We start from the raw sequence: 25,769 nt of genomic DNA on the forward strand, positions 1-25,769 counted from the left end.
GTAGAAAGCCCGACTCATTGAGTCGGGCTTTTTTACGTCTGGAATAAAGTAAAAACACCAAGCCAAGACCCCGTACCGAACTCAGTAGTGAAACACAGTAGTGAAATACAGCAGCTCCTCTGGGCCAAGCCCTGACAAAGACAGTGTCGTATTTGTTATGCGACTCTCCACCACTGTGGGCACTACGCCATTATCAGGCTTTAAATAAAAGAAACCCGTTACAGTAATGTGACGGGTTTTTTGTTGTCTGGAATAAAATAAAAATACCAAGCCAAGACCCCGTACCGAACTCAGTATTAAACCGAAACAGCCCTAGGCGAGCCTCATGGAAGGTCTTTCGACCAACCGCTACTGCCAAATTATTTATCTGGCTCATGAGCCATGTAGATACTCTTTTCGCGGCTAAAGCGCGCTGCTACGTCGAATTATATATTCTAGTAGGAGGTGCAATAGACGTAACATGTTGTAATTATTGCTGATTGATATAATTTACATGAAAATAAAAAATATTATAAAAATGTTTTTGTGTGGAATATATTATTTGAATGTGTTGCTTTGATCTGATAAGTTCACACTTCCTTAATTATTTATTCATAATTTATCTATTTTATGTAATTTAAAATTTACTGAGTATGCTTATTTTACCAGTATAAAATATTCATTTATCACCAGTGTAGATAGATAAAGTATGTGTTGGAGTTTTGATGAAACAAAAAAATGTGAATAAAACAATAATAGCAACACAAGTAGCGTTATTATTGGGTGGTAGTTTTTCTCTAACTGCTATGGCAAATGATGTCGATCAAGTAGCTAAAAAGCCAACCTCAGCTGAAGTTAAAGAGACGCAAGCGGACACGAAAGAAGAAGTTGAAGTGATCCAAGTTACCGGTATCCGTGGCTCTTTACGTGATAACTTAAATAATAAACGCTTTTCAAATGCTGTTGTTGATTCAATTAACACAGAAGATATTGCGAAAAATCCAGATAGGAATATGGCAGAAGCATTGCAGCGTGTCCCTGGTGTTCAGATTAGCAATGAGTTTGGTGAGGGTTCACAAGTTTCAATTCGTGGTACTGCACCACAATTTACCAACACACTTTTAAATGGTCAGTCTTTAGAATCTGCGGCTTCGTTACCGCTTAGAGAAGAAACCAGTGCGTTTGACTTTTCTTCGATGTCTGCAGATCAAATTTCAAAAATAGAAGTGTTCAAATCTCCGCAAGCAAATCTACCAGCAGGAGGGATTGGTGGTACTGTTATTCTACACACTAAAAAACCATTAGAACGCGAAGATAACTCAGGCTTTTTAAAGGTTGAAGCTAATTATAATGATGCATATGAAAAAACATCGCCGCAGGTAAGTGGCCTTTATAATTGGGTTAATGAAGATGAGAACTTTGGTGCTTCACTTAATTTAAGCTACCAAGAGGTTAATACTCAACGTGACGGCAATGAAGCTTTAGGTGGCTGGTATGGCTATTATCGTAATGATAAGCCAAACCAGATAGCTAACTCTGTCGATGGTTCTCCTGCATATAGTCTGGATGCTGATACTTACGAAAAACCGGGCGCACATTGGGGAATACCAAATTCAGCCCGTTTTTTTCGTGATAAAAAACGTCTAAATGGTACTGTTGCTTTTCAATATCAACCGACTGATCAGCTCAATTTAAATTTAGATTATACGTATAATTACAATGACAATAGTAATGAAAACCATTCATTGTATATGCGTAATTATTACCTTTCACGTTGGGCTTATGTTACTCAAGCACCAGGCTTTGATGTTGACCGCGAGCAAGATTTATTATTAAACGCACAAGGTAATGTTAACGATATTTACGATGTAAATAACAATACGGGTCCGTTATCAAACCTAATGCAGATGGAATTTCAAGATCGTGACGGCAGTGATGCATCAAACGATCAGCTTAACCTTACTGCGGATTATCAGTTTGATGAAGTCTTTGTTAAATTTCAGGTAGGCCGTTCGACATCTGAATCGTTCGTTTCTGACTTTGGCACGCAATACAGTTTAAATTTTCAAGAAGGCGTAGATACCGGTCTTAGCGACGTTGGGGTTTACTATGATTATGACGCAGCTAGTAATACACCGTCTTGGGGTGTAACTGGTGGTGCTGATAACTGGCTTGCTGAACCAACATCAGAAATGTATTTGACGAACTTTTTTAAGCGCGATCAGTATCGTGAAAATAACGAAAACTACTTCCAAGGTGACTTAGAATGGGAGCTTGATAATAATTATATCAGTTCGATTGAAAGTGGCTTTAAAATTCGTAAAAAAGAAAGTAGTAATCATCGCTTTTTAGCCAATTCAAGTCGTGAAGATGACCAGCGTATTACTGCCGGAGAAATGGCTGGCGGTACGATTGACGGTGTCCGTGAGAGCGTTGACGCTTTCCCACAATCGTTTTTTGATATTGATAAAGATCTGCGTGACGATATTTGGAATAATGATCATTTATTAGTTAATGATTTAGATGATTGCGCTGTGTTACTTAGTGAAAGCTCGGCTGGACAGAGTGGTTGTCGCACTGGTTTTCAAGAAGAGTTTGGCGAGTTTTACGATCAACAAAGTGATATAAACGAAGCTTATATCATGGCGAATATCTCTGCTGGTAAGTTACGCGGTAACGTCGGTGTACGTTTTGTTGATACGGATCGTACGTCATTAACTTACCAAACCGCAGGGGAAGATGCTAATGGTGATGTTATTTGGCAAACAGTGACCACCAACTCCGATTCTCAAGATGTGCTACCGAGCATCAATTTAAGTTACGACTTAACAAGCGAGTTTGTAGTACGAACTGCTGCATCTAAAGTAATTGATCATCCGACACTTTCACAACTTCGTGATAGTTATAGTATTACAAGCAACTATGATAGTAATGGTGATATAATAGCAGAGCAAGACTTACAGCGTGTTGGGTCTATAGGTAACCCTGATCTTGCTTCATATGAAGCGAATCAATTTGAAGTAGGTTTTGAGTGGTATTTTACTGACGCTTCCCTATTTGGTGTTACCGCATTTTCTAAAGACCTTAAAAATATTATCCGTAGCCAGTCATTTATTCAGGACTTAACGGGTGAAGACTACTACACTATTGATGGTCAACTAGCGGTTGGCGAATATGCAATTAACTCTAACTATAATGTTGGAGAGCAGCAAATAAACGGTTATGAAGTACAGTTACAGCACGACTTTGGTAACGGCTTTGGTATACAAGGTAATTATACGTTTATTAATGTGCCAGATGAAGAATTTACATCGCAAGATTATACAGCTATCACTGAGCAAGATGCAGAAGGTAATACTATTGTAACGGGTTATGAAACTGATGACTTTTACACCCAAAATGTACGCTCAGAGGGTAACTCTAAACATACGGGGAATGCACAAGTGTATTATGAAAATGAGACATTTTCAGCTCGCTTAGCGTATAACTACCGTTCAGAGTATTTTGATGGACCAAGTTCACAGTCAGATTTAGTTGTTGATGACAGACAAACGATTGATATGAAAATGACATATCAAATTACTGAAGATGTGATGTCGACTTTCTCTATTACAAATTTACTTGATGAAGAGCAAGAGTACTATTTCATTCGCCAACAAATCGAAGTACCAGAAGGTGGTATTTTAGATGGGCAAGATGTGTATTACACCCAGCGAAAAGAAAAAGTTGCTGGTAGTCATTACACCACAGGGCGTAATATTTACTTAGGTCTTAACTGGACATTTTAATAACGTTTAGAGCATAAAACATTTACTTGAAGACCACTTATTCGTAAGTGGTTTTTTTATGAATTAATTTTGCTTTGTGTGGGCCTTTGAATTAGGATCAAATTAGTTTAAACCAAGAACTAATAGCCTGTGTCTAGATTATTTATAGTTATCCTTTTCTCTTTCGTGAGTTTCTCTTCTTTAGCGGTTGAAGTGACTGATCTTTACCAAGATATATTGAAGGTGGAAGATAAGTCCCGTGATGCGCGTATTGCTGCAAGCCGCCAAGCATTATTAAATGTGCTCGTTAAAGTCAGTGGTGATGCCCAAGCAGATAAAAGCTCATTAGCTAAGCAGCGTAGTAAAGATATTTCTGATTATATGCTCAAATTTGAGTACGACGAAAAGCCCGATGGACATTTAAATTTATTGGTTAAATTTGAAGCGAATAAAATTAATGCATTAGTTAAAGAACTAAACTTATCTCTATGGGGGAATCGTCGTCCACTTATTGTTATCTGGCTTGCCATTGAGGACAACTTACGTCGTGAACTCGTAACACAAGAAAGCCATCCGCAACTAGAAAGCTTAATATATGACAGAGCAAAACGTCGAGGTTTACCTGTTGTAGTCCCGTTACTTGATTTACAAGATAGATCGCTTGTAGGTATTCCCGAAATATGGGGAAACTTTTCTGAACCAGTACAGCAGGCATCGAACCGGTATAGGGCTGAGCGAAGTATTACAGCGCGAATGTACCAGCAACCAAATAGTGATAATTGGCTACTAGATTGGCGTTTTACGAATGATGAACTATTTGGATCTAATCAAATAACTGGTGATAGACAGCAAATTGTTGCACAAATGATTGATAGTTTAGCTGCAGGCCTTGCTGCTGAATACGCTGTCGATCCAAATGCAGTTGGACAGCTTGCAGAGGCAACCTTTCAATTAAAAGGTACAAAGAGCTTTGTAGATATAGAGCTTGCTAAACGACGCCTTGAAAGCTTGAGTGTGGTTACACAAGTCGTTATTAGTACTCGTACAGACGACCTTGTAGAATTTAGAGTAAACCACACCGGTAGCATTAATGACTTTAAAAAAGCCCTAGAGCTGGATAATGCATTTAGCGCTTTTGTTGACCCCCGTGCTTTTTATCAGTTGACTAATAATGATGCGCTAGAATACTCATGGACTGGTGAGTAATGCAGGCAATAGAGCCAATGCAAATGGCATTGCCAGTAACATTGCCAGATGATGAGACTTTTAGTTCTTATTTTGGCGGCGAAAATTCGTTGGAAGTGAGCCACTTAAAAAATTCGTTTAAAAAGCTATCTAAGCAATTTCAGTATACTTACTTGTGTGGGCTCGGAGACTCGGGTAAGTCGCACTTACTTTATGCAACCTGTATTCATGCCCAAGAGCATGGTTTATCTACAATGCTGTTATCGATGCGTGAAGTACTTAGTTTTGGGCCGATAGTGCTAGACGGCTTAGAAGCATTAGATGTGTTGTGTATTGATGATTTACATTTGATTGCTGGTGACGATGCATGGGAAAAAGCATTGTTTAACTTTTTTAATCGCTTTAATGAACCAGGTAAGTGTCTTGTTGTTACCGCTGATTTATTGCCTAATATGTTAAACATTAGTTTACCGGATCTTGAGTCACGCTTGAAGTGGGGCACTACTTTACAAATTCGTTCAATGAGTGATGACGATAAAGCTGAAGCGTTAGTTAAACGCGCTAACATGCGTGGACTTGAATTAACTGACGAATGCGCACGTTTTTTATTAACACGATTAAGTCGTGATATGCGCGCATTACTCGATGTTTTAGACAAATTAGATCACGCATCTATGGCTGCACAGCGAAAATTAACTATTCCTTTCATAAAATCCACGTTAAAGCTTTAGTAGGGCTAGAATCTAGCCCTTGCTTTCAGTTATCATTAGTCAACAAAATTGTAATCACCTTCTGTGAAAGATCAGGTATCGAATGAACTTAGAAAATATTTTAGCGCAAGCACTTGAGGCGGTCGCCAGTGCCAACGAAATCGCGCAGCTTGAAGAGATTAGGGTTAATTATCTTGGTAAAAAAGGCGAGATCACTAGCTTATTAAAAACTCTTGGTAAAATTGCCCCTGAAGAACGCAAAGAAGCCGGGCAAGTAATAAACCAAGCCAAACAAGATGTGCAAGCTGCGATAAACGAAAAACGCGAGTTACTTGCTGGTAAAGCACTTGAAGAAAAGTTAGCGGCAGAAACGATTGATGTAACACTTCCAGGTCGAGTTATGCCAACAGGTGGTTTACACCCAGTAACACGTACTATTGAGCGTATAGAAAGCTTTTTTGGTGAATTGGGTTTTGCAGTTAAAAATGGCCCTGAAGTTGAAGATGACTTTCATAACTTCGATGCTTTAAATATTCCCGAGCATCACCCGGCACGTGCCGATCACGATACCTTTTACTTTAATCCAAAATTAGTGCTACGCACCCAAACTAGTGGTGTACAAATTCGCACGATGGAAACCGAGCAGCCACCACTGCGTATTATCTCGCCTGGCCGTGTATATCGTAATGACTATGACCAAACCCATACTCCGATGTTTCATCAGGTAGAAGGGCTAATGGTGGATACTGATGTGAGCTTCACAGAGCTTAAAGGTATTTTGCATGACTTCTTACGTAATTTTTTCGAAGAAGATATGGAAATTCGTTTCCGCCCATCTTACTTTCCATTTACAGAGCCTTCAGCCGAAGTAGACGTAATGGGAAAAAATGGTAAATGGTTAGAAGTATTAGGCTGTGGCATGGTTCACCCGAATGTACTTAAATCTGTCGGTATTGACCCTGAAAAATACACTGGTTTTGCCTTTGGTATGGGGGTAGAGCGATTAACCATGCTGCGTTATGGCGTCAACGATTTACGTGCGTTTTTCGAAAACGACTTAAAATTCCTAAACCAGTTCCGTTAAGAGTGAAGATATAAAATGAAATTTAGTGAAAAGTGGTTAAGAGAGTGGGTTAATCCTGTAATTGATACACAGGCTCTTTCGGAACAGTTATCAATGGCCGGCCTTGAAGTTGACGCCATAGAACCAGCTGCAGCTGCGTTTAATGGCGTTGTTGTTGGTGACGTGGTCGAATGTGGTCAGCACCCTGATGCAGATAAATTACGCGTAACTAAAATTAATGTCGGTGGCGATGAGTTACTTGACATTGTATGCGGTGCGCCAAATTGTCGCCAAGGTATCAAAGTGGCTGTTGCCACCGTAGGTGCGGTATTACCGGGTGACTTTAAAATTAAAAAAGCCAAGCTTCGTGGCCAACCTTCACATGGCATGTTATGCGCGTTTGTTGAACTAGGTATAAGCGAGGAAGGCGATGGTATTATGGAGTTGCCACTTGATGCGCCAGTAGGCACAGATTTACGTGAATACTTAGGCCTTGATGACAACATTATTGATGTTGATTTAACACCTAACCGCGGTGATTGCTTAGGTATCAAAGGCATAGCACGTGAAGTAGGTGTACTTAATAGTATTGATGTTAAAGCGCTTGAAATTCCAACAGTTACTCCTACAATCGACGACAAAATAGCTATTGAGTTGGTTAATGAACAGGCATGTCCTCGTTATCTAGGGCGTGTTATTAAAGGTATTAACCTTGATGCTGAAACGCCTCTTTGGATGGTTGAAAAGTTACGTCGTAGTGGTATACGTTCAATCGATCCGGTTGTTGATGTAACCAACTTTGTACTACTTGAACTTGGTCACCCAATGCATGCATTTGATTTGAATGCTATTGAAGGCGGCATTAAAGTACGTAGTGCAAACGTAGATGAAGAATTAGTTTTACTTGATGGCAATACAGCGAAACTTAATGAGTCAACACTGGTTATAGCTGATCATAATAAAGCCTTAGCTATTGCCGGTATTTTTGGTGGCGAGCAATCAGGTGTAACAGATAAAACATCAGATATTTTACTAGAGAGCGCATTCTTTAATCCTGTAGACATTGCAGGACAAGCCCGTAGCTACGGTTTACGCACTGATGCGTCGCATCGTTATGAGCGTGGCGTTGATTTTGCGCTGCAACACGATGCAATGGAGCGTGCAACTGCGTTGTTACTTGACATTGTAGGCGGCAAAGCAGGGCCAGTGGTTGAAGCAGTTGCAAAAGATAAGCTACCTAAAGTAACTGAAGTTCGTCTTCGCCGTGCACGTCTAGACCGTGTTATTGGCCACCATATTGAAGATGAGAAAGTAACCGATATCTTAACGCGTTTAGGTCTTGATGTGAAAATCGTCGATGGTGTATGGAGCGCCGATGTTCCTAGTTATCGTTTTGATATTCGTATTGAAGAAGACTTAATTGAGGAAGTGGCTCGCGTTTACGGTTATAACAGCATTCCAAATGTAGCACCGACCGCAAAACTTAAAATGACGACGCATAATGAAGCCAATATTGCCACGAGTAAATTTCGTAATACATTGGTAACTCGTGGTTATCAAGAGGCGATTACGTACAGCTTTGTTGATCCTAAAGCGCAAGCTATTTTGCACCCACAAAGTGATGCCTTAATACTACCGCATCCTATATCAAGTGATATGTCAGTAATGCGTGTCAGCTTAATGCCAGGTTTATTAGCATCACTCACATACAACCAAAACCGTCAGCAAGGTCGCATTCGTTTATTTGAGCATGGACTTAAATTCTTACGTGATGAAAACGCAGAAAATGGCGTTAATCAAGTGGCCGTAATTGGTGGTGTTATTACTGGTCTTGCCCATGGTGAACATTGGGTTGAAGACAAGCGCAGCGTCGATTTTTATGACTTAAAAGGTGATGTTGAAGCATTACTGGCAATTAGCAATGATATTTCACGTTTTGAAATCAAAGCAGAACAGTCTGATGGACTTCACCCAGGTCAGTCAGCGGTTATTTATGTTGATGGAAAAAAGGTTGGTTTCTTTGGTGCTGTTCATCCACAAGTGCAAAAATCGTTAGATATCAATAATGCAACTTTTGTGTTTGAAATTGAAATGTCAGCACTGGAAAAAAGAAAATTACCAGAGGCAGTCGGGGTTTCTAAGTTCCCTTCAAACCGCCGCGACATCGCTATTTTAGTGGGAAATCAGGTGAAATCTGGCGACATTTTATCAGTGATAGAAAAAGTTGGCGGAAATCAATTGGTTGACCTAAACTTATTCGATGTGTATAAGGGCAAAGGTATTGAGCCAAATTATAAGAGTTTGGCGATTGCTCTAACACTGCAAGCGGTTGATAGAACACTCGAAGAGAAAGATATCAATCAGGTAGTTGATAATGTGGTGGCCGCATTGGCCGAACAATTTAATGCATCGTTGAGGGACTAGATATGGCGCTTACTAAAGCCGACATAGCTGAACACCTATTTGAAAAACTCGGGATCAATAAAAAAGATTCCAAAGACTTAGTTGAAGCGTTTTTTGAAGAAATCCGCTCAGCGCTAGAAAAAGGTGAGCAGGTTAAGCTCTCTGGATTTGGTAACTTTGATCTTCGTGACAAAAAAGAAAGGCCAGGACGTAATCCGAAAACGGGAGAAGATATCCCAATTTCAGCAAGACGTGTTGTGACTTTTCGACCAGGTCAAAAGCTTAAAACTCGCGTAGAAGTGGGTACAGGTAAATAATAAAAAAAGGCAGCCAGCGCTGCCTTTTTCTTTTACTAAAGTAATTACTGTTTATTACTACTGTCGAGGAGAAACGAAATCTCTGTCTTGCACACTGTCAAAAACTTGATGGGTGACTACTTCTAAACGGTCTAAATCTTTTTTGTGACTGCTAGCTTGTTCTCAATCGAAAACATTTCAATATTTCTAATACCTGACAATTCTCAATGCGCGCAAAAGTATAAGCGAGTTTGTATTTTCATGTTCATAAAAAAGCTCACAAAGGGAGTGTAAACTTCTGAGTTTGGAATTTGATCTGGCTTATTTAGCGCGAGGGTGCTGCAAAATAAATTAATGGTTTTTTCTTCGTCAAATTTAATGAAATAGCTGGCTAAGGCAAACTGTATCTATGCGTTTGTGGTTACGCTCTGTTTTTTAGACTAAGTAACTTTTCAAGCGCTGATTGGTCGTTACTACGCGAGCAATGATAGTAAAGCAGGCGGGGAGATTGGTATCTTGATATAACCCACTATTTCTTTAAGGCTAGTTAAATGGTGCTCAACTTGTGAGTTGCTTTTGCCTTTTAGTTTAATCTGCTCTTTTATTACAGCCAGCGCGGCACTTATCGTATTGTTCAACGTTTTAAGTAATAGGTAATTATTTTCGCCGTTTGGTTTTTATATTCATGTTAGCGTGAAAAAATCCACATCAGATCGTAGATGCTTACAATGGCTACCTTTATTTAAATCGCTGCATACCCCGGGTGTTTTTACACACTTTTTCGAGTGTCAATGAATTGCCACGAGCTCACAACACCAATAAACCTAATAATATATTTGCTCATACTAAGACCTATTAACCTTAACTTAATAAAGGCATTTTCATTCTAACGCAATGAATTGCTCTCTAACAGTGGAGAATCACACCAGATTAAATTAGAATAAGCAGGCCTAACTGAGATACAGCTCTCACAAGCCCTTTATCTCAGAGGCTATCCGTTCAAAAATGTTTAATTAGGTAAAAATATGACCTCATCTCACGAGTTAGAATACACGAATAGTTGGCAAGAACGCCAAGATTACGCCGAAAGTATGCAACCTATTATTGGTCGCCTTTATCGTAATCGTGGTATTGAAATTGCCGTATATGGCCGCCCATTAGTTAATGCTAGCACCATCGATATCATCAAGTCTCATAAATCAGTTGCGCAATTTGAAGGAACTAAACTACGTTTACGCGAAAGTTTTCCCTTTCTAGAAGTTATTAGCAAAATGGATTTAAATTCAGCACGTATCGATATTGGTAAGCTTGCCTATAACTACTTATTTAAAGATGTCGCAAATGGTCGCAGCGTTGAAGAATATATCAGTGACGAATTAGCTGAAATTACTAATTCTGAACGTAAAGAGTCGCGTGATGTGGTGCTTTATGGCTTTGGCCGTATTGGCCGTTTATTGGCGCGTTTGTTGATTGAAAAATCAGGCCCGTATGCTGATTTACGTTTACGCGCCATCGTAGTACGAGGCGGTAAAGAAGGTGATTTAGAAAAGCGCGCCAGCTTATTACGCCGCGATTCAATTCATGGCCCATTTAATGGTTCTATCACTATTGATAAAGAGCGTAATGCAATTAAAGCCAATGGTAGCTACATTCAAGTTATCTATGCTAACTCACCAAGTGAAGTTGATTACACCGCTTACGGTATCGAAAATGCACTTATTGTTGATAATACTGGTATCTGGAAAGATGAAGCAGGCCTTGGTCAGCATTTAGAATGTAAAGGCGCAGAAAAAGTATTATTAACCGCTCCAGCTAAAGGCGCGATTAAAAATATTGTTTATGGTGTAAATAATAGTGATATCTTACCTGCAGATAAAATTGTTTGTGCTGCTAGTTGTACCACTAACGCAATTACGCCAACATTAAAAGCGCTAAACGATAAGTTTGGTATTAATAACGGCCATGTTGAAACGGTGCACTCTTATACTAATGATCAAAATTTAATTGATAACTACCATAAAGCAGAACGTCGTGGCCGTGCTGCTGCACTTAATATGGTTATCACTGAAACGGGCGCTGCTAAAGCCGTATCTAAAGCCTTACCAGAACTTGAAGGTAAATTAACGGGTAACGCAATCCGTGTACCAACGCCCAATGTATCATTGGCTATTTTGAACTTAAACTTAGCAAAGAGTACCAGCGTTGAAGAGGTAAACTCGTTTTTACGTGACACTGCATTACATTCAGATTTGCGTGACCAAATTGATTACACAGCATCAACTGAGATCGTATCAACTGATTTAGTTGGCAGTCGTTATGCTGGTGTCGTTGATTCAAAAGCGACTATCGTAGATGAAAAGCGTGTTGTACTGTACGTTTGGTATGATAATGAGTTTGGTTACAGCTGCCAAGTAGTTCGTTGTATGCGCGATATGGCTGAAGTTTCATTCCCAAGCTTGCCGCGTTAATCGAAACGATTAATAACCTTTACAAAAGCCAGCAAAATAGCTGGCTTTTTTAGTGATGAATATTTTTTCAAAGTATATGCCATGTGGTAGGCTGTTAGGGTTTGCTACATTTCAGTAACAAGGTGAGCCTGATATAGGTTCATCGAATAAGTATAATTGCTGACTAACAAGCGATGGGTTAGCTATTAATTTTTAACCAATAGGTTTTATAAAATGAAAATCACCAGTAATTTTGATAGTGGTAATATCAAGGTCGTTGACGCGGCTGAGCCACTAAATATTCAACTTGAGATCAATAAAGATCATCAATCAGACTTTTTCCAGTGGTTTCACTTTCGATTAGAAACAACCCCTTTTCAAAACCACAAACTGCACATAAATAACCTTGAAAATTCAGCTTATCCAGATGGCTGGAAAGGCTACAATACGGTCGCTTCTTACGACCGTCAAACTTGGTTCCGTGTTCCATCCGAGTATGAAAATGGCACTTTGTCATTTGAAGTAGAACCGGAATGCGGCACCATGTATTTTGCATACTTTGCTCCTTATAGCTACGACCGTCACTTAGACTTAATTACCTGGGCGCAAAGCCAAGAAGCATGTAGCTTAGAAACCCTAGGCGAAACATTAGATGGTCGTGATATGAGCGTATTACGTGTGGGTAGTGAAAGCGACCAAGGTAAAAAAATAATTTGGGTAACTGCGCGTCAGCACCCTGGTGAAACAATGGCTGAGTGGTATGTTGAAGGGTTACTTCATAAATTACTTGATGATGAAGATCCGCACGCTGCAGCACTATTATCAAAAGCGGTATTCTACATTGTGCCAAACATGAACCCTGATGGCAGTGCACGCGGACACTTGCGTACCAATGCTAAGGGCGTTAATTTAAATCGTGAGTGGCAAACACCCAGTATAGAAAACAGCCCTGAAGTGTATTTAGTACTTAATAAAATGCGCGACACAGGTCTAGATATGCATTTAGATATTCATGGTGACGAAGCAATTCCTTATAACTTTGTGGCGGGCAGTGAAGGTATTCCAAGTTACGATGCACGTTTAAAAGAACTTGAAGATAGCTTTAAAGCAGCGCTACATATTGTAACGCCTGAGTTTCAAGATGAGCATGGTTACCCGCAGGATGAGCCAGGTAAAGCGAATTTAACTGTAGGTTCTTCAGCGGTTGCAGAAGAATTCAACGCACTGGCTTATACAGTAGAAATGCCGTTTAAAGATAATGATGACTTACCTGATCCAGACTATGCTTGGTCTGATCGTCGCTCATATCAATTTGGCCAAGATACTTTGGCTGCAATTGTAAATGTAGTTGATAATTTACGCTAAAAAAAGTAGGGCATCATTAATGATGCCCTTTTTAATATCTAATATAAAAACAAATATAGTAATTTATAAATAATAACAAGAGGATCACAAAGTGGATGTATTTGGACAGTTTTTAGATAGCCTTGATGGTATGTTAGGGGGTGCAGTATGGTTCCCTTACGTGTTATTAGGCGTGGGTTTATTTTTTACGGTTTACTTAAAGTTCCCACAAATTCGATATTTTAAACACGCCTGTAAAATTGTTACGGGTAAGTTTGATAAAAAAGATACCGAAGGTGACACTACACACTTTCAGGCACTTGCAACTGCGCTTTCAGGCACTGTTGGTACTGGTAATATTGGTGGCGTAGCACTTGCTATTTCTATTGGTGGCCCAGCGGCGTTATTCTGGATGTGGATGACCGCCTTTTTTGGTATGACGACCAAATTTGTTGAAGTTACCTTGTCACATAAGTACCGTGAAAAAACTGAAGATGGCACGATGGCAGGTGGTCCCATGTATTACATGGATAAGCGTCTGAACATGAAGTGGCTGGCTGTGTTATTTGCTATAGCCACGGTGATCAGTTCATTTGGCACCGGAAGCTTGCCACAAATTAATAATATCTCCCAAGGCATGCAAGCCACCTTTGGTTTTGCACCGATGGCGACAGGTGCTGTGTTATCTGTATTATTGGCGCTGGTTATTCTAGGTGGTATTAAACGTATTGCTGCTATTACCTCTCGCGTGGTGCCGTTAATGGCAGCGATTTATATTATTGGTGCATTGGCGGTTATTTTTTATAACTTTGAAAATATTGGTCCTTCGTTTGCTTCTGTATTTACTGATGCCTTTACGGGTTCAGCTGCGGCGGGTGGTTTCTTAGGGGCGTCTTTTGCTTATGCGTTTAACAGAGGTGTAAATCGGGGCTTATTCTCAAACGAAGCCGGTCAAGGTTCTGCGCCTATTGCTCATGCATCAGCAAAGGCTGATGAACCCGTATCAGAAGGTATGGTGTCTATTTTAGAACCTTTCATCGATACCATTGTAATTTGTACGCTTACCGGTTTAGTTATTTTGTCATCAGGGGTGTGGAACGAAAAGTTTGAAACCCATTTTGAGCGTTCTTCAATGAGTATTGTTAAAGGCAGTTATTCAGAAGCGAATGAAGAAAATCGCGAGCAGCTTTATAATTACCTTAATGGTAAAGACAGCGCCATTGAGCTTTATAACGGTAACATCGAAGTAGAAAATGGTATTGCTACTAATAGTGACTTTACTGTACTTCACTCTCGTTCAATTGGTGAAGATATTCGCTTTGGTATTACTGACAAACATAAATACTCTGGGACAGTTGAAGTGGTTAAAGGGTTACCTACTGACGACAGCATTAGTTTAATCGGTAAGTCGCTCGTACATTCCGCGGAGCTAACAACGTATGCATTTACGCGCGGCTACTTTGGTGATAGCGGTAAATATATAGTTTCTATAGGTTTATTATTATTTGCGTTTTCTACAGCAATTGCCTGGTCGTATTATGGCGATCGCGCGATGATTTATTTATTAGGTCATCGCTCAGTTATGCCATATAGAGTCTTTTATGTTGCGGGCTTCTTTTGGGCATCATTTGCTGACACCACACTAGTTTGGAAGCTTGCGGCGGTGGCTATTGTAGTTATGACTTTACCTAACTTATTTGGCATTATGCTACTAAGAAAAGAAATGAGACAGTCAATAGATGAGTACTGGGTCAAATTCAAAAAAGACAACGACAAATAAAACAAGTACAATAAAAGGCGCCGCAAGGCGCCTTTTTTATGCGTAGACATTTATGCGAAGTATGGAGATAGATATGGCGATTGTTCGTTGTCCTAGTTGTGATAAGTCAATATCAGATAAACACCAGCAGTGCCCTCACTGTGAGAGTAATGTAGCGGAGCTTAATGATGAGCAGCGTCAGCAATTAGCCCGTGAAAAGCAGATCGAAAAACAACAAAAGTTTATGAATCATTCCTTTTTTGCACTTTTCATTTTCTTAGGTGGATTCTTCTGTTTATATTTCCTGCACCCAGAACCAAAATCAATTGAGTGGTACGCATGCACAGCAGCTATTGGCATTGGTTGTATTTGGTATTTAATAAATCGCGTTATCTTAGTGACTTTAAAAAAGAAAAAATGACATGAATATCGATAATCTTGTAAATACGATTACCCCTGAATTATTTGAGCGTCTACAGTACGGCGCGGCGACAGGAAAGTGGCCTGATGGAACTGTTTTAAGCGACACACAAAAAGAACAAACAGTGCAATTAGTGATGCTTTACCAAGCTAAAATAGCTAAAACAAACGAGCAGTTTACCATCGGCGAAAATGGTGAAATGGTGCAAAAGAGTAAAGCACAACTGCAAAAAGAATTTTCCGCTGATAATGAAATAGCAAGGTTTAGTGAACATGATCTTTAAACACCTCTTTACTCCAAAATGGAAGCATCCAAAGCAACAGGTGCGTTTAGACGCCATTGAAAATCTCGACGTTGAACGCGATGCTAGCATTTTAAATACGCTTGCAATTGACGATAGCTCAGCTGAAATCCGCAAAAAAGCACTTAACAAAGTTAATGACTTAGTACTTTGGTGGCAAGCTTATAAGCAAGATAAAAGCTTAAAAGACTTAGCCGAGCAACATATTTCAAATGCACTTTTAAGTGATGAAAACAAATTATCAAGTGATATTAAAAATGAGTACATAGAGCGCTTCGCTCCGGTAAAAACACTCGAAAAACTTGCCTTTGCTGAAAAAGAGCTGCAAGTCAGAGTTAAGCTTTTAAAGCGATTATCTAACCCGAAGCTAATTGAAAAAGCATTTAAAGAGGGCAGTGATGAGCTGCAACAACAGCTTGTTGAACTGGTAATAAGCCAGCAGCTAGTTAAAAGCTTAGTAAAACATGCCCAAGGTGAAGCAAAAACGGCATTGCAAACGCATCTAGATAACGAGCGCTTAGCACTGGAAATGCCCATGCAAGTACAAAATGAAACGCGAGTTATTTTGGCAAAACTTAATGCTCTGCGTGACAAGCAAGATTACATTTTGGTTAATGAGCAAAATAATGATCTAGTTGCAAAGTGGCAGGCACTAGAGCTTAAATGGCTAAGTAACGAACAAATCGCTACTTTAGATGAAAAATATAAATCTCTCACCACAAAATTAGACGCGCATATCGCATTACTAAGTAAAACGCACCAACAAGCGCAAGCTTTGCTTTTACAAAAACAACGTGAGCTTTTAGCGCTTGCGAACCTCGAAGCACTTAGTGAAGAAATTGAAAATGCTTTACAGCTTGGTCTTGAGGCGCCTGAGCAGATCCAGCAAGATTGGTTAGAAGCAAAAGTAGCACAAGCGAAAACGACGATAGCCGAAAGTGAGTTAAGCCCAAGTGCTGAAAAAGCGCAGACGATTAAAAAGTTAAATGAGTTATTTCAACAAGTCACTCAATTACCAAAGCTTAGCCAGGCAATTAGCGATTATAAACTGGCTTATACAGCGCTTGGCGAAATTAACCGCGAGGTAGATATTACTACTTTTGATGCGATTAGTGACGAATATGAAGCAGCGTACAAAGCGGCCAGTACACCTTTAAAACAACTGCCACCACGCTTACAAAGCCCCTTTAAAACTGAACTTAAAGCACATAAAAAACAGTGGCAAAGTGATCTTGAGTCATTAACTACACAACTTACAAAAAGCCAACAGCAAGCAAGTCGTAAAGCGCGTGATGTAAAGCGCCTGATTGAGCAGGGCCGTTTTAATGTGGCGTTCGGTGTGTTTAAAGGCTTTACTGAGCTTTACGAAAGTTTAACACCAAACTATCAACGCAGTCTTGAAAAGGTAAAAACCGATTTAGAGCAGCAGTTAGCCGATGCACGCGATTGGCAAAAATACGCATCTACGCCAAAGCGTGATGAGCTCCTTAATGAAATTAACGTATTATTAGAAGAGTCATGTTCAGATCCTAAAGCGCGCGCCGATGAAGTGAAAACGTTACGTCGCCGCTGGAATGAGTTAGGTCGACTTGATACCGAGCAAGAGCAATTACAAGGCAAAGAGTTTGATGACAAAATAGAATTGTTATTTGCTCCTTGCCGAGAACATTTTGCACAGCTTGAACAGCAGCGCAAAGTCACTAAAACTGAACGACAAGCTATTATCGAGCAAATGCAGCAATTAGCTGATACTGATACTGCAAGCAGTGAGATTAATTGGAAAGAGTTTGAAAGCCAGTACAACCGTATTAATAAAGCATGGCGCAGTGCCGGTAATGTTGAGCCAAAAGTATATAAGGCCCTGCAAAGCCAGTATAAAACTCATCAGCAAGTGGTATTTAATGCGTTAACTGCATTTCATAAAGCAAACGGCGCTGCAAAAAGTGAATTAATAGCACAAGCTGAACAACTTTCTCTAAGTGATGACTTAGCCAGCGCTTGTCAGCAACTAAAAGCACTACAGCAACAATGGCAAACAATTGGCTTTGCTGGTGTGAAAGCTGAGAACACGCTTTGGCAAAAATTCCGCCAGTTTAATGATGCTACTTTTGCAAAACGTAGTGATGAGTTTGCAGAGCAAAAACAACAACAAGCTGTAGATAATGCTGTTGTTGTGGCGCAGCTTGTAGAGTTAGAAGACGCCCTTGATGCTGTTAATCAAAAAGCGCAACTACTCGATTTGCGTACTAAAGTAAGCGCGCTTGAAAGCAGCAAACCACTTGCTAAACGTATTCAGCAGTTACAAGCAAACATTGACGATAAATTAGCACTGCTTACAGCTAAAGCGGCGAAGGCTGACTTTGATGCGTTATTCAATGCGCTAGAAGAGGGCCAAGCAATACCGGCTCAATGGCAAGCTAGCCCTGAGACAGCATTAACCCCTGAACAGCTGCTAGTTAGAATGGAAATTTTGGCAAACGTAACAAGCCCAGAAGGTGCGGCGCGTATGGCTGAGCAAGTAGCGATGCTTGATGATAAACATCGCGGCGAGCACGCTGATTTACATTACTACTTAAAACAGTTGTTGGCACTCAGTCAAGGTTCAGTTGATGCTGGCACACTAACTCGTTTGAAAGCAGTATTTAATATTGTATAAACGTAACTCAATACATTAAGTACACGATTTGAAGCCGCCAAGCAGTTTACTGGCGGTTTTTTTATAAGGAAAAACAATGAAGTATATTTTATTAATAGGGTGTTTATTTTTAGCTGCGTGTAATACTACCAATGGTGTGTCAGTTTATTCATTCACCAATAGCGAAATAGAGTCTGCGCTTAATCAACAGCTCCCTAAGCTAAGTGATGAAATGCGTGTCATGGGCTTACCGGTGCAATTTGATGTTAATGACTTAAGCGTAAACGTAGGTCCTAATAACCGTGATGTGGTGGTGCTTGGTGCTGATACAAGTGCAGTTGTGAATGCTTTTGCACTGAAATACCCCGTACGTTTAAAATTACAAATAGAAGGCTCGCCATTTTATGATAGTGAGAAAAAAGCGGTTTTTTTACGTAACGTTAAATTACTTGATTCGAGCGTTGATGCCGGCGGTTTTAAAGGTAACTTAGGGCTTTTAAACGAGGAGGCTTTGCAAGTTATTAATGGCTTTTTAGCGGTGAACCCCGTTTATAAACTTAATACCAACGATCCAAAAGTGGCTATTTTAAGTAACTTGCCGTTAGATATGAAAATTGTCGAAGGGGCTATCAAGTTGGTGCCAAGAATGTAGTTGAATAAGTAACAACTTAGAATTGAAAAAGCCCTGTAAGTCAGGGCTTTTTAGTTTGTCTCAAGGGGAATCTTGTATTAAAACAGCTTAATTCACATCAGCATAAAAACAACCAAAACCGGGCAGGGTTAAGGTGTTATTTAGTAGACCACCACAATGGTGAATTAGTTCATTATGAACCCTAATATTTGTGTGATTTAGTTCAAAGCTCGCATCAGTGTCAGCTAAATTAAATACACATAACAGCTTTGCACCGCCGTGTGTGCGATAAAAAGCAAGTATCGGCTCCGGGGTTTCAATAAATTCGATATCACCCTCTAATAGCGCTGGTTGTGTTTTACGCCATGCCATAAAAGCGCGAAATGCATTGAGTATCGAGTTGTCATCCGCATCTTGTAACGAAACCGCTTGATTGTGGTGTTGCTCACCTACTGGCAGCCAAGGCGTAGCTGATGAAAATCCAGCTTGTGGGCAGTCCTTGTCAAAATGCCAAGGCATAGGCGTACGACAACCATCACGACCTTTAAAGTTAGGCCAGAAAGTAATGCCGTAAGGGTCTTGTAAGTCTTCAAATGCGACTCTTGCTTCGCCTAGACCTAGTTCTTCACCTTGATACATGCAAACACTGCCACGTAATGACGCAAGTAGTGCACTGAGCATTTTACATTGCTTAGGAATAATCGTGTCTGTATTACTCCAACGACTCGCTACGCGTTCTACGTCATGATTACTAAACGCCCAGCATGGCCAGCCTTCAGTCATTCTATTTTCTAATGTTTCAACTGTTGTACGAATGTATTCACTGCTGTAGTCATTAGTAAGTAGCTCAAAGCTATAACCCATGTGAAGCTTATCGCCACCTGCCGTATACTCGGCCATTGTCGCTAGTGAGTCTTCTGATGAAATTTCACCTAATGAGACTGTGCCAGGGTACTTATTAAGAAGAGTACGAATATCCTGCATAAAGCTGATGTTTTCAGGCTGCGTGTTATTGTAGTGATGGTATTGAAACGCATACGGGTTATCTTCACTAAAACCACGACCTTGGCGCTTTTCAGGCGGTTTAGCGGGGTTATCCCGAAGCGCTGCATCGTGATAACAAAAGTTGATTGCATCCAAACGAAAACCGTCGACACCCTTTTTCAGCCAAAACTCAACGTTATCGAGAACGGCTGCCCGTACATCTGGGTTATGAAAGTTCAGATCCGGTTGTTCGGTTAGAAAGTTATGCAAGTAGTATTGTCCACGACGCGGCTCCCACTGCCAAGCTGGACCACCGAATATGCTCAACCAGTTATTAGGTTGGGTGCCATCGGGTTTTGCATCTGCCCAGACATACCAATCTGACTTATCATTGCTTTTATCTTCACGGCTATCTAAAAACCATTGATGCTGATCAGAAGTGTGGCTGAGTACCTGATCAATAATAATTTTAATGTCACGCTGGTGGGCCTCAGCAATTAGTTCGTCAAAGTCATCAATATTGCCAAAAAGCGGATCAATATCCCGGTAATCACTTATATCGTAACCAAAGTCTTTCATTGGGGATTTAAAAAATGGAGAGACCCAAATAGCATCAACGCCTAAATTTTTAATATAATCGATTCGACTGATGATGCCTTTAATATCACCAATGCCGTCACCGTTGGTATCTTGAAAACTGCGCGGATAAACCTGATAAATCACTGCCCCTTTATACCACTGCTGTTGAGCCATTTTTTTCTCCATCGTGACAACACTGCCCATTTTACCCTAGCAATTATTGCTGTTTAGAAATGGTGTGTTCGTAATCTTGTTATCAGTTCGATTAAAACGAACTACGTTATTTTTTAAAAAGCATACGTGAAGGGCTTGATACTGTAAAAAGGATACATACGTATGCATGCTAAATAGATCGCTTTGACAAGGAAAACAGTCTCATAAAAACCTATTAACAAAGGTATGTGTTCGGCAAATGAATGTTTACCAATTCTCGTTTTCGTATCATTAACAAAGTAGTTAATCCAACTTGGTGCATATTCTATGGGTTCTGTAGCGTTATGGTGCAGCGCCATTAATGGTCTTACCAATTGTCATTCAGAAAAAGGGGCGACTGAAACGCGCATGTAAAGTGTGAATACACTAATAATTAAGGTCTTAAACTGTAAATTACCGCATTAAAGGAACTCGAAGCAGTGAATATTTCTTTTATAAAATAGAATGCTCAACTGCCCCATCTTTATACCTATAAAAACAAGGTGTTGCCATTATTTTTGTGAATTATTTGTTAAGGTTGTTGGTTTTGCACTAACCTGAATACGTATGCATGGAGTTGTTAATAAAATAAGGCAGGCGTTAATATTCATCCTGACAACAAAATTAGCTAACTAATAACTGCGCACTATCACTCGCATCTTATTCTGTTGGTATAACAATATGGGTAACGGGAAAATATCATGTCTATGTTCAAACCAAGTATATTAACAATTGCACTTGCTACAGCAGGTATTAGCAGTTTCGCTTCACACGCACAAGAAGAGCAACCAACCACCAAGAGTGACGTAGAAGTCATCGAAGTTAAAGGTTTCCGTGGCAGCGTCGTTGAGTCAATCAATACAAAACGTTTTTCATCAGAAGTGGTTGAATCTATTTCTGCAGAAGATATTGGTAAATTACCAGATTCGTCAATTGCTGAGTCAATTGCACGTCTTCCTGGTTTAACAGCGCAGCGCCTAGATGGCCGTGCCAGTCGTGTAAGCGTTCGTGGTTTTAGTGAAAACGAAAGTGCAACAACCTTTAATGGTCGTGAGCAGGTATCGATTGGCGACAACCGTGGTGTTGAGTTTGACCTTTACCCATCTGAAATTATGAGCGGTGTTACTGTATATAAAACACCAAGTGCTAGCATTGAAGCTGAAGGCATTGCCGGTGTTATTGACATGCAAACGGTAAAACCTTTAAGTAAAGGTGAGCGTGTGATCATGTTTAATGGTCAACTAGAGCAGTCAGGTTTTGATAAGCTAAACCCAGATGGTGATGACAAAGGCTTTCGTGGCACGGTTTCATACATTGATCAGTTTGCAGATGACACTATAGGTGTTGCATTTGCTTACAATACTATGAGCTCACCTAACCAAGAAAAACGCTGGAATTCTTGGGGATACCCTGAATACGACGTTGATGGACAGAATTATTCAATCTTAGGCGGCGCTAAACCTTTTGTACGTTCATCAACACTTGAACGTGATTCAGCGATGCTAGTAGTTGAAGCTGCACCAAATGACCGTTTAAACATGACATTTGATGCGTTGTATGTTGATTTTACAGATGAAAAAATCCTACGTGGTATTGAAACTCCATTTTTTCCTGATTGGGGTGGGCAAGGCAATATTGATCCAAATAGCCTAGCTATAGATGAAGAATCTGGGTTTATCACCAGTGCAGTAACAGAAGGTCAACGTGTAGTAGTTCGTAATGATGTTGAAGAACGTGATGCTGAATTAACGCAATTTGGTTTTAATACTAAATATGACATTGACGACTCATGGTCGGTAGAGTTTGATGCGAGCTTATCTGAAGTTGAGCGAAAGGATTGGAGCTTACAAAGTTATTCTGGCACAGGCCGTGGTAATGCAAATGGTGTTGCTGACAACATAGGTTATTCGCTTGATGGTGGTAACACTGGTGCGCAGTTCTCACATGAACTCGATTACAGTGATTACGGCTTAATTCAATTAGGCGGGCCATTATCTTGGGGAGAGAGTGCAGCGCTTAATGATAAATATGGTTTAACTGGCACGCCTTACGAAAATACAGCACAAGACGGCTTTATTAATGCCCCTGAGGTTAATGATGAACTACATACTTTAAAGCTAGCGGCAAGTAAGCTATTAGAAAACGATTACTTAAGCAAAGTTAGTTTTGGTATGTCATATCGCGACCGCGAGAAGAGCAAAAAGTCTGAGGGGTACTACTTAACATTAAGTGACTTCTCATTAGATAACCCAGGTATGCTTGTCGTTCCAGAGCAATACCGTCTCGGAACTGCTAGTTTAGATTTTATCGGTATGGGTGATATGATCGCCTATGATACCCGTGCACTAGTTGACGATGGATATTATAGCTCAATCCAAGAAAGTTTAACGGATATAAAACACACGACGCAATCATACACAGTGCAAGAAAAAGTCACGGCGTTTTTTGTACAAGCTGATATTAATGCTGAAGTAGGTGAACTACCACTAACAGGTAACTTTGGTGTTCGCTATGTTAGAACTGAGCAATCTTCGCAAGGCTTTGCCGCCGTACCGAACGAAGCGACTGGTCTAGTTGAGGCCGTTCCTAGCAATGTGTCTCATGATTATAGTCATGTTTTACCTAGTCTTAATTTATCTTTAGCGCTAGATGAAAATCAAACTGTGCGTTTTGGTGCCGCTAAAACTATCTCACGAGCCCGCCTAGATGAAATGAATGCTTCTGTTAATGCGAGCTATAATTCAGAGCGTCCTGATGAGAATGGCAACTATTGGTCAGTATCGGGTGGTAACCCTACACTTGAACCAAAAGAAGCAACGGGTTTTGATTTGACTTATGAAAACTACTTTAGTGCAGAAGGCTACTTCTCAGCAGCTGTATTTTATAAAGACTTAAGTCAATGGATATTTGATGGCGTATACGAAGTTGATATGTCAGGGGTTGCTGACCCTTCAACGGGTGAGATACCAGAGAATAGTAGTGGTACTGCATCAGGTAAAGTGAATGGCGGTGGTGGAGACCTTTGGGGTTATGAATTGTCTCTTGCTCTACCATTTAATGTCTTTAGCGACTCACTAGAAGGCTTTGGTTTAATTGCCAGCCATACTGGAATTGAACAAGATGTTGAAGATCAAAACGGCAACGAATATGAGCTACCTGGTCTATCAGACAAAATAGAAAGTTTAACTTTTTATTATGAAAACTATGGCTTCCAAGCACGTACTAGCATGCGTAAACGCAGCGACTTTAAAGGTGATATTTACAACGCAGGTTATGAAACACAGCAAGTAAACATCTTAGGTGAAACAATTTGGGACGTACAAGTTGGCTATGATTTTGGCGAAGCGGGTGTTGAGAGCTTAGATGGCTTAAATGTGACATTCCAAGTACAAAATATCACTGAAGAACCATTTACAACATTAAGTGGTGATAACGCTTTGCAAGTTCGTGATTATCAAGATTATGGACGTAACTTTATCCTTGGTTTCAGCTACAAGCTTTAACTGAAATTTAGTTAAGATATTTAGCCCTTGTGATTTGTTTTACAAGGGCTTTTTTATATCGACTACACTTAACTAAAAGCAAGTGGAGCAGGGGCTATGCAGAATAAACAAATAAAAGGCGTGGTAATAGCTGGTGGTGGCACTGCGGGTTGGATAACCGCAGCCTTACTAAATAAAGTGCTAGGTAAAATAGTTAATATTACCCTGATTGAATCAGAGCAAATTGGTACTGTGGAAGTGGGTGAAGCGAGCATTCCGCCGATTCTTCACCTTAATGCTGCATTAGGTATACCTGAGAGTGAGTTTATTAAAGCAACTCAAGCGACCATTAAATTGGGGATCGAGTTTGAAAACTGGCGAGCACCACAACACAGCTACATGCATGCTTTTGGTGAGATAGGCAAAGATCTCCCGTTTTGTGAGTTTTATCATTATTGGTTGAGGGCCAAGCAACAGGGCACTAATGCTGACTTTTGGGATTTTTCACTTAATTACCAAGCGGCCAAACAGCATAAATTTGCCCATTTAAAACATATTCCTAATACCCAGCTTAGTGGTTTAAATTACGCTTATCATTTTGACGCTACCTTGTACGTGGAATTTTTAAAAGAGCTGACTATATCACGCGGTGTTAAACGTATTGAGGGTAAAATTGCGAATGTTAAGCAATGCCCAGAGAGCGGTTTTGTAAAGGCACTTGAGCTGTTAGATGGGCAAATAATTTCAGGCGATTTATTTATAGATTGCACAGGGCTAAGCGCACTGCTAATCGAAAAGACCTTAAATACTGGGTTTGATGATTGGTCACATTGGTTACCTTGCGACAGTGCTATTGCCTTACAAACTAAAACCACTACAGAGCCAGCGCCTTATACGCGCTCAATTGCTCACGATGCGGGTTGGCAGTGGCAAATCCCGTTGCAACACCGTGTTGGTAATGGTTTAGTATATTCAAGTCGTCATATTACTGATGAGCAAGCTAAACAACAACTCCTTGATAATATTCCCGGTGAACCAATTACAGAGCCTAGAGTGATTCGTTTTAAAACTGGGCGCCGTCGTAAGCAATGGCACAAAAATGTAGTGGCTATTGGCTTATCAAGCGGTTTTTTAGAACCGTTAGAATCAACCAGTATTCATTTAATTCAAACGGCGGCAATTCGGTTAATTAAATTATTTCCCCACCAAGGGATCAAACCTGTTTTAATCGATACCTTTAATAAGCAAAGCAAAACCGAAGTTGAGCGAATAAGAGATTTTATTATTCTGCATTATAAACTGACCGAGCGTGATGACAGCGGATTTTGGCGTCAGTGTAAACAAATGGATATTCCTATATCGCTGCAAAACAAAATCGATTTATTTAAGCAAACAGGTAAATTAACTAGAGAAGATGATGAGCTTTTTGCCGAAGTTGCTTGGCAGCAAGTAATGATAGGCCAAGGGCTTGAAGCACATGATTATCATCCACTCGCCGAGTTATTTACGAATTTAAAAACGCTTATCAACGGCACTGTAAAGCAATTACCCACACACAGTGAATTTTTAGCGAGGATGAAAAATAATTAAT

At 40.1% G+C, this 25,769-nt stretch carries 17 protein-coding genes; 15 read left to right on the forward strand and 2 right to left on the reverse strand.

What is annotated here, in order from left to right; genetic code table 11:
- The first annotated feature begins 704 nt into the window (after positions 1-704).
- From ACT3RM_RS05840 to ihfA, 6 genes are all read left to right on the forward strand, one after another.
- Positions 705-3,767, forward strand: a complete 3,063-nt coding sequence (locus ACT3RM_RS05840) for a TonB-dependent receptor (protein WP_441996460.1) — start codon at positions 705-707, stop codon at positions 3,765-3,767.
- 129 nt (positions 3,768-3,896) lie between these two features.
- A complete protein-coding gene (locus tag ACT3RM_RS05845; protein ID WP_441994688.1) occupies positions 3,897-4,952 on the forward strand; it encodes a DUF2066 domain-containing protein in 1,056 nt (351 codons plus the stop codon).
- A complete protein-coding gene (hda, locus tag ACT3RM_RS05850; protein ID WP_441994689.1) occupies positions 4,952-5,662 on the forward strand; it encodes a DnaA inactivator Hda in 711 nt (236 codons plus the stop codon). The genes ACT3RM_RS05845 and hda overlap by 1 nt, the downstream gene beginning before the upstream one ends.
- A gap of 82 nt (positions 5,663-5,744) precedes the next feature.
- Complete coding sequence (gene pheS / locus ACT3RM_RS05855) at positions 5,745-6,725, forward strand: phenylalanine--tRNA ligase subunit alpha (protein WP_441835412.1); 981 nt, start codon at positions 5,745-5,747, stop codon at positions 6,723-6,725.
- A 15-nt stretch (positions 6,726-6,740) separates the two neighbouring features.
- Entirely contained in the window at positions 6,741-9,128 is a 2,388-nt protein-coding gene (pheT, locus tag ACT3RM_RS05860) for a phenylalanine--tRNA ligase subunit beta (RefSeq protein ID WP_441994690.1), read from the forward strand.
- 2 nt (positions 9,129-9,130) lie between these two features.
- Positions 9,131-9,424: an integration host factor subunit alpha gene (gene ihfA / locus ACT3RM_RS05865; protein ID WP_441994691.1), complete on the forward strand. Its 294-nt coding sequence runs from the start codon at positions 9,131-9,133 to the stop codon at positions 9,422-9,424.
- A gap of 203 nt (positions 9,425-9,627) precedes the next feature.
- On the opposite strand, the gene ACT3RM_RS05870 is transcribed toward ihfA, so the two are convergent.
- The gene (locus ACT3RM_RS05870) at positions 9,628-9,810 is read right to left on the reverse strand and encodes a DUF2989 domain-containing protein (protein ID WP_441994705.1); all 183 of its coding nucleotides are present in this window, start codon (positions 9,808-9,810) and stop codon (positions 9,628-9,630) included.
- A 618-nt stretch (positions 9,811-10,428) separates the two neighbouring features.
- Between ACT3RM_RS05870 and ACT3RM_RS05875 the strand changes: the two genes are divergently transcribed.
- From ACT3RM_RS05875 to ACT3RM_RS05905, 7 genes are all read left to right on the forward strand, one after another.
- Complete coding sequence (locus ACT3RM_RS05875) at positions 10,429-11,871, forward strand: glyceraldehyde-3-phosphate dehydrogenase (RefSeq protein ID WP_441994692.1); 1,443 nt, start codon at positions 10,429-10,431, stop codon at positions 11,869-11,871.
- A 213-nt stretch (positions 11,872-12,084) separates the two neighbouring features.
- Positions 12,085-13,215, forward strand: coding sequence for a M14 family metallopeptidase (locus tag ACT3RM_RS05880; protein ID WP_441994693.1), 1,131 nt, complete (start codon positions 12,085-12,087; stop codon positions 13,213-13,215).
- A 91-nt stretch (positions 13,216-13,306) separates the two neighbouring features.
- On the forward strand, positions 13,307-14,974 hold the full coding sequence (locus ACT3RM_RS05885) for an alanine/glycine:cation symporter family protein (protein ID WP_441994694.1): 1,668 nt from the start codon (positions 13,307-13,309) through the stop codon (positions 14,972-14,974).
- Positions 14,975-15,047: 73 nt separating this feature from the next.
- The gene (locus ACT3RM_RS05890) at positions 15,048-15,374 is read left to right on the forward strand and encodes a hypothetical protein (protein WP_441994695.1); all 327 of its coding nucleotides are present in this window, start codon (positions 15,048-15,050) and stop codon (positions 15,372-15,374) included.
- 1 nt (position 15,375) lies between these two features.
- A complete protein-coding gene (locus ACT3RM_RS05895) occupies positions 15,376-15,657 on the forward strand; it encodes a YeaC family protein (RefSeq protein WP_441994696.1) in 282 nt (93 codons plus the stop codon).
- Positions 15,647-18,331, forward strand: coding sequence for a DUF349 domain-containing protein (locus ACT3RM_RS05900; protein WP_441994697.1), 2,685 nt, complete (start codon positions 15,647-15,649; stop codon positions 18,329-18,331). The genes ACT3RM_RS05895 and ACT3RM_RS05900 overlap by 11 nt, the downstream gene beginning before the upstream one ends.
- Before the next feature lie 76 nt (positions 18,332-18,407).
- Positions 18,408-18,962 (forward strand): DUF1439 domain-containing protein, encoded by a 555-nt coding sequence (locus ACT3RM_RS05905; protein WP_441994698.1) that lies wholly within the window; start codon positions 18,408-18,410, stop codon positions 18,960-18,962.
- 87 nt (positions 18,963-19,049) lie between these two features.
- Here the strand turns inward: ACT3RM_RS05905 and ACT3RM_RS05910 are convergent, their stop codons facing one another.
- Positions 19,050-20,678 (reverse strand): alpha-glucosidase family protein, encoded by a 1,629-nt coding sequence (locus tag ACT3RM_RS05910; RefSeq protein ID WP_441994699.1) that lies wholly within the window; start codon positions 20,676-20,678, stop codon positions 19,050-19,052.
- 719 nt (positions 20,679-21,397) lie between these two features.
- Here ACT3RM_RS05910 and ACT3RM_RS05915 point away from each other — a divergent pair.
- Both ACT3RM_RS05915 and ACT3RM_RS05920 read left to right on the forward strand, forming a co-directional pair.
- Positions 21,398-24,199 (forward strand): TonB-dependent receptor, encoded by a 2,802-nt coding sequence (locus tag ACT3RM_RS05915; protein WP_441994700.1) that lies wholly within the window; start codon positions 21,398-21,400, stop codon positions 24,197-24,199.
- A gap of 96 nt (positions 24,200-24,295) precedes the next feature.
- Positions 24,296-25,768, forward strand: coding sequence for a tryptophan halogenase family protein (locus ACT3RM_RS05920; RefSeq protein ID WP_441994701.1), 1,473 nt, complete (start codon positions 24,296-24,298; stop codon positions 25,766-25,768).
- Position 25,769: the final 1 nt, after the last annotated feature.

It is taken from the genome of Pseudoalteromonas sp. AOP7-A1-14 (genome assembly GCF_052376275.1).
Classification (GTDB): Bacteria; Pseudomonadota; Gammaproteobacteria; order Enterobacterales; family Alteromonadaceae; genus Pseudoalteromonas.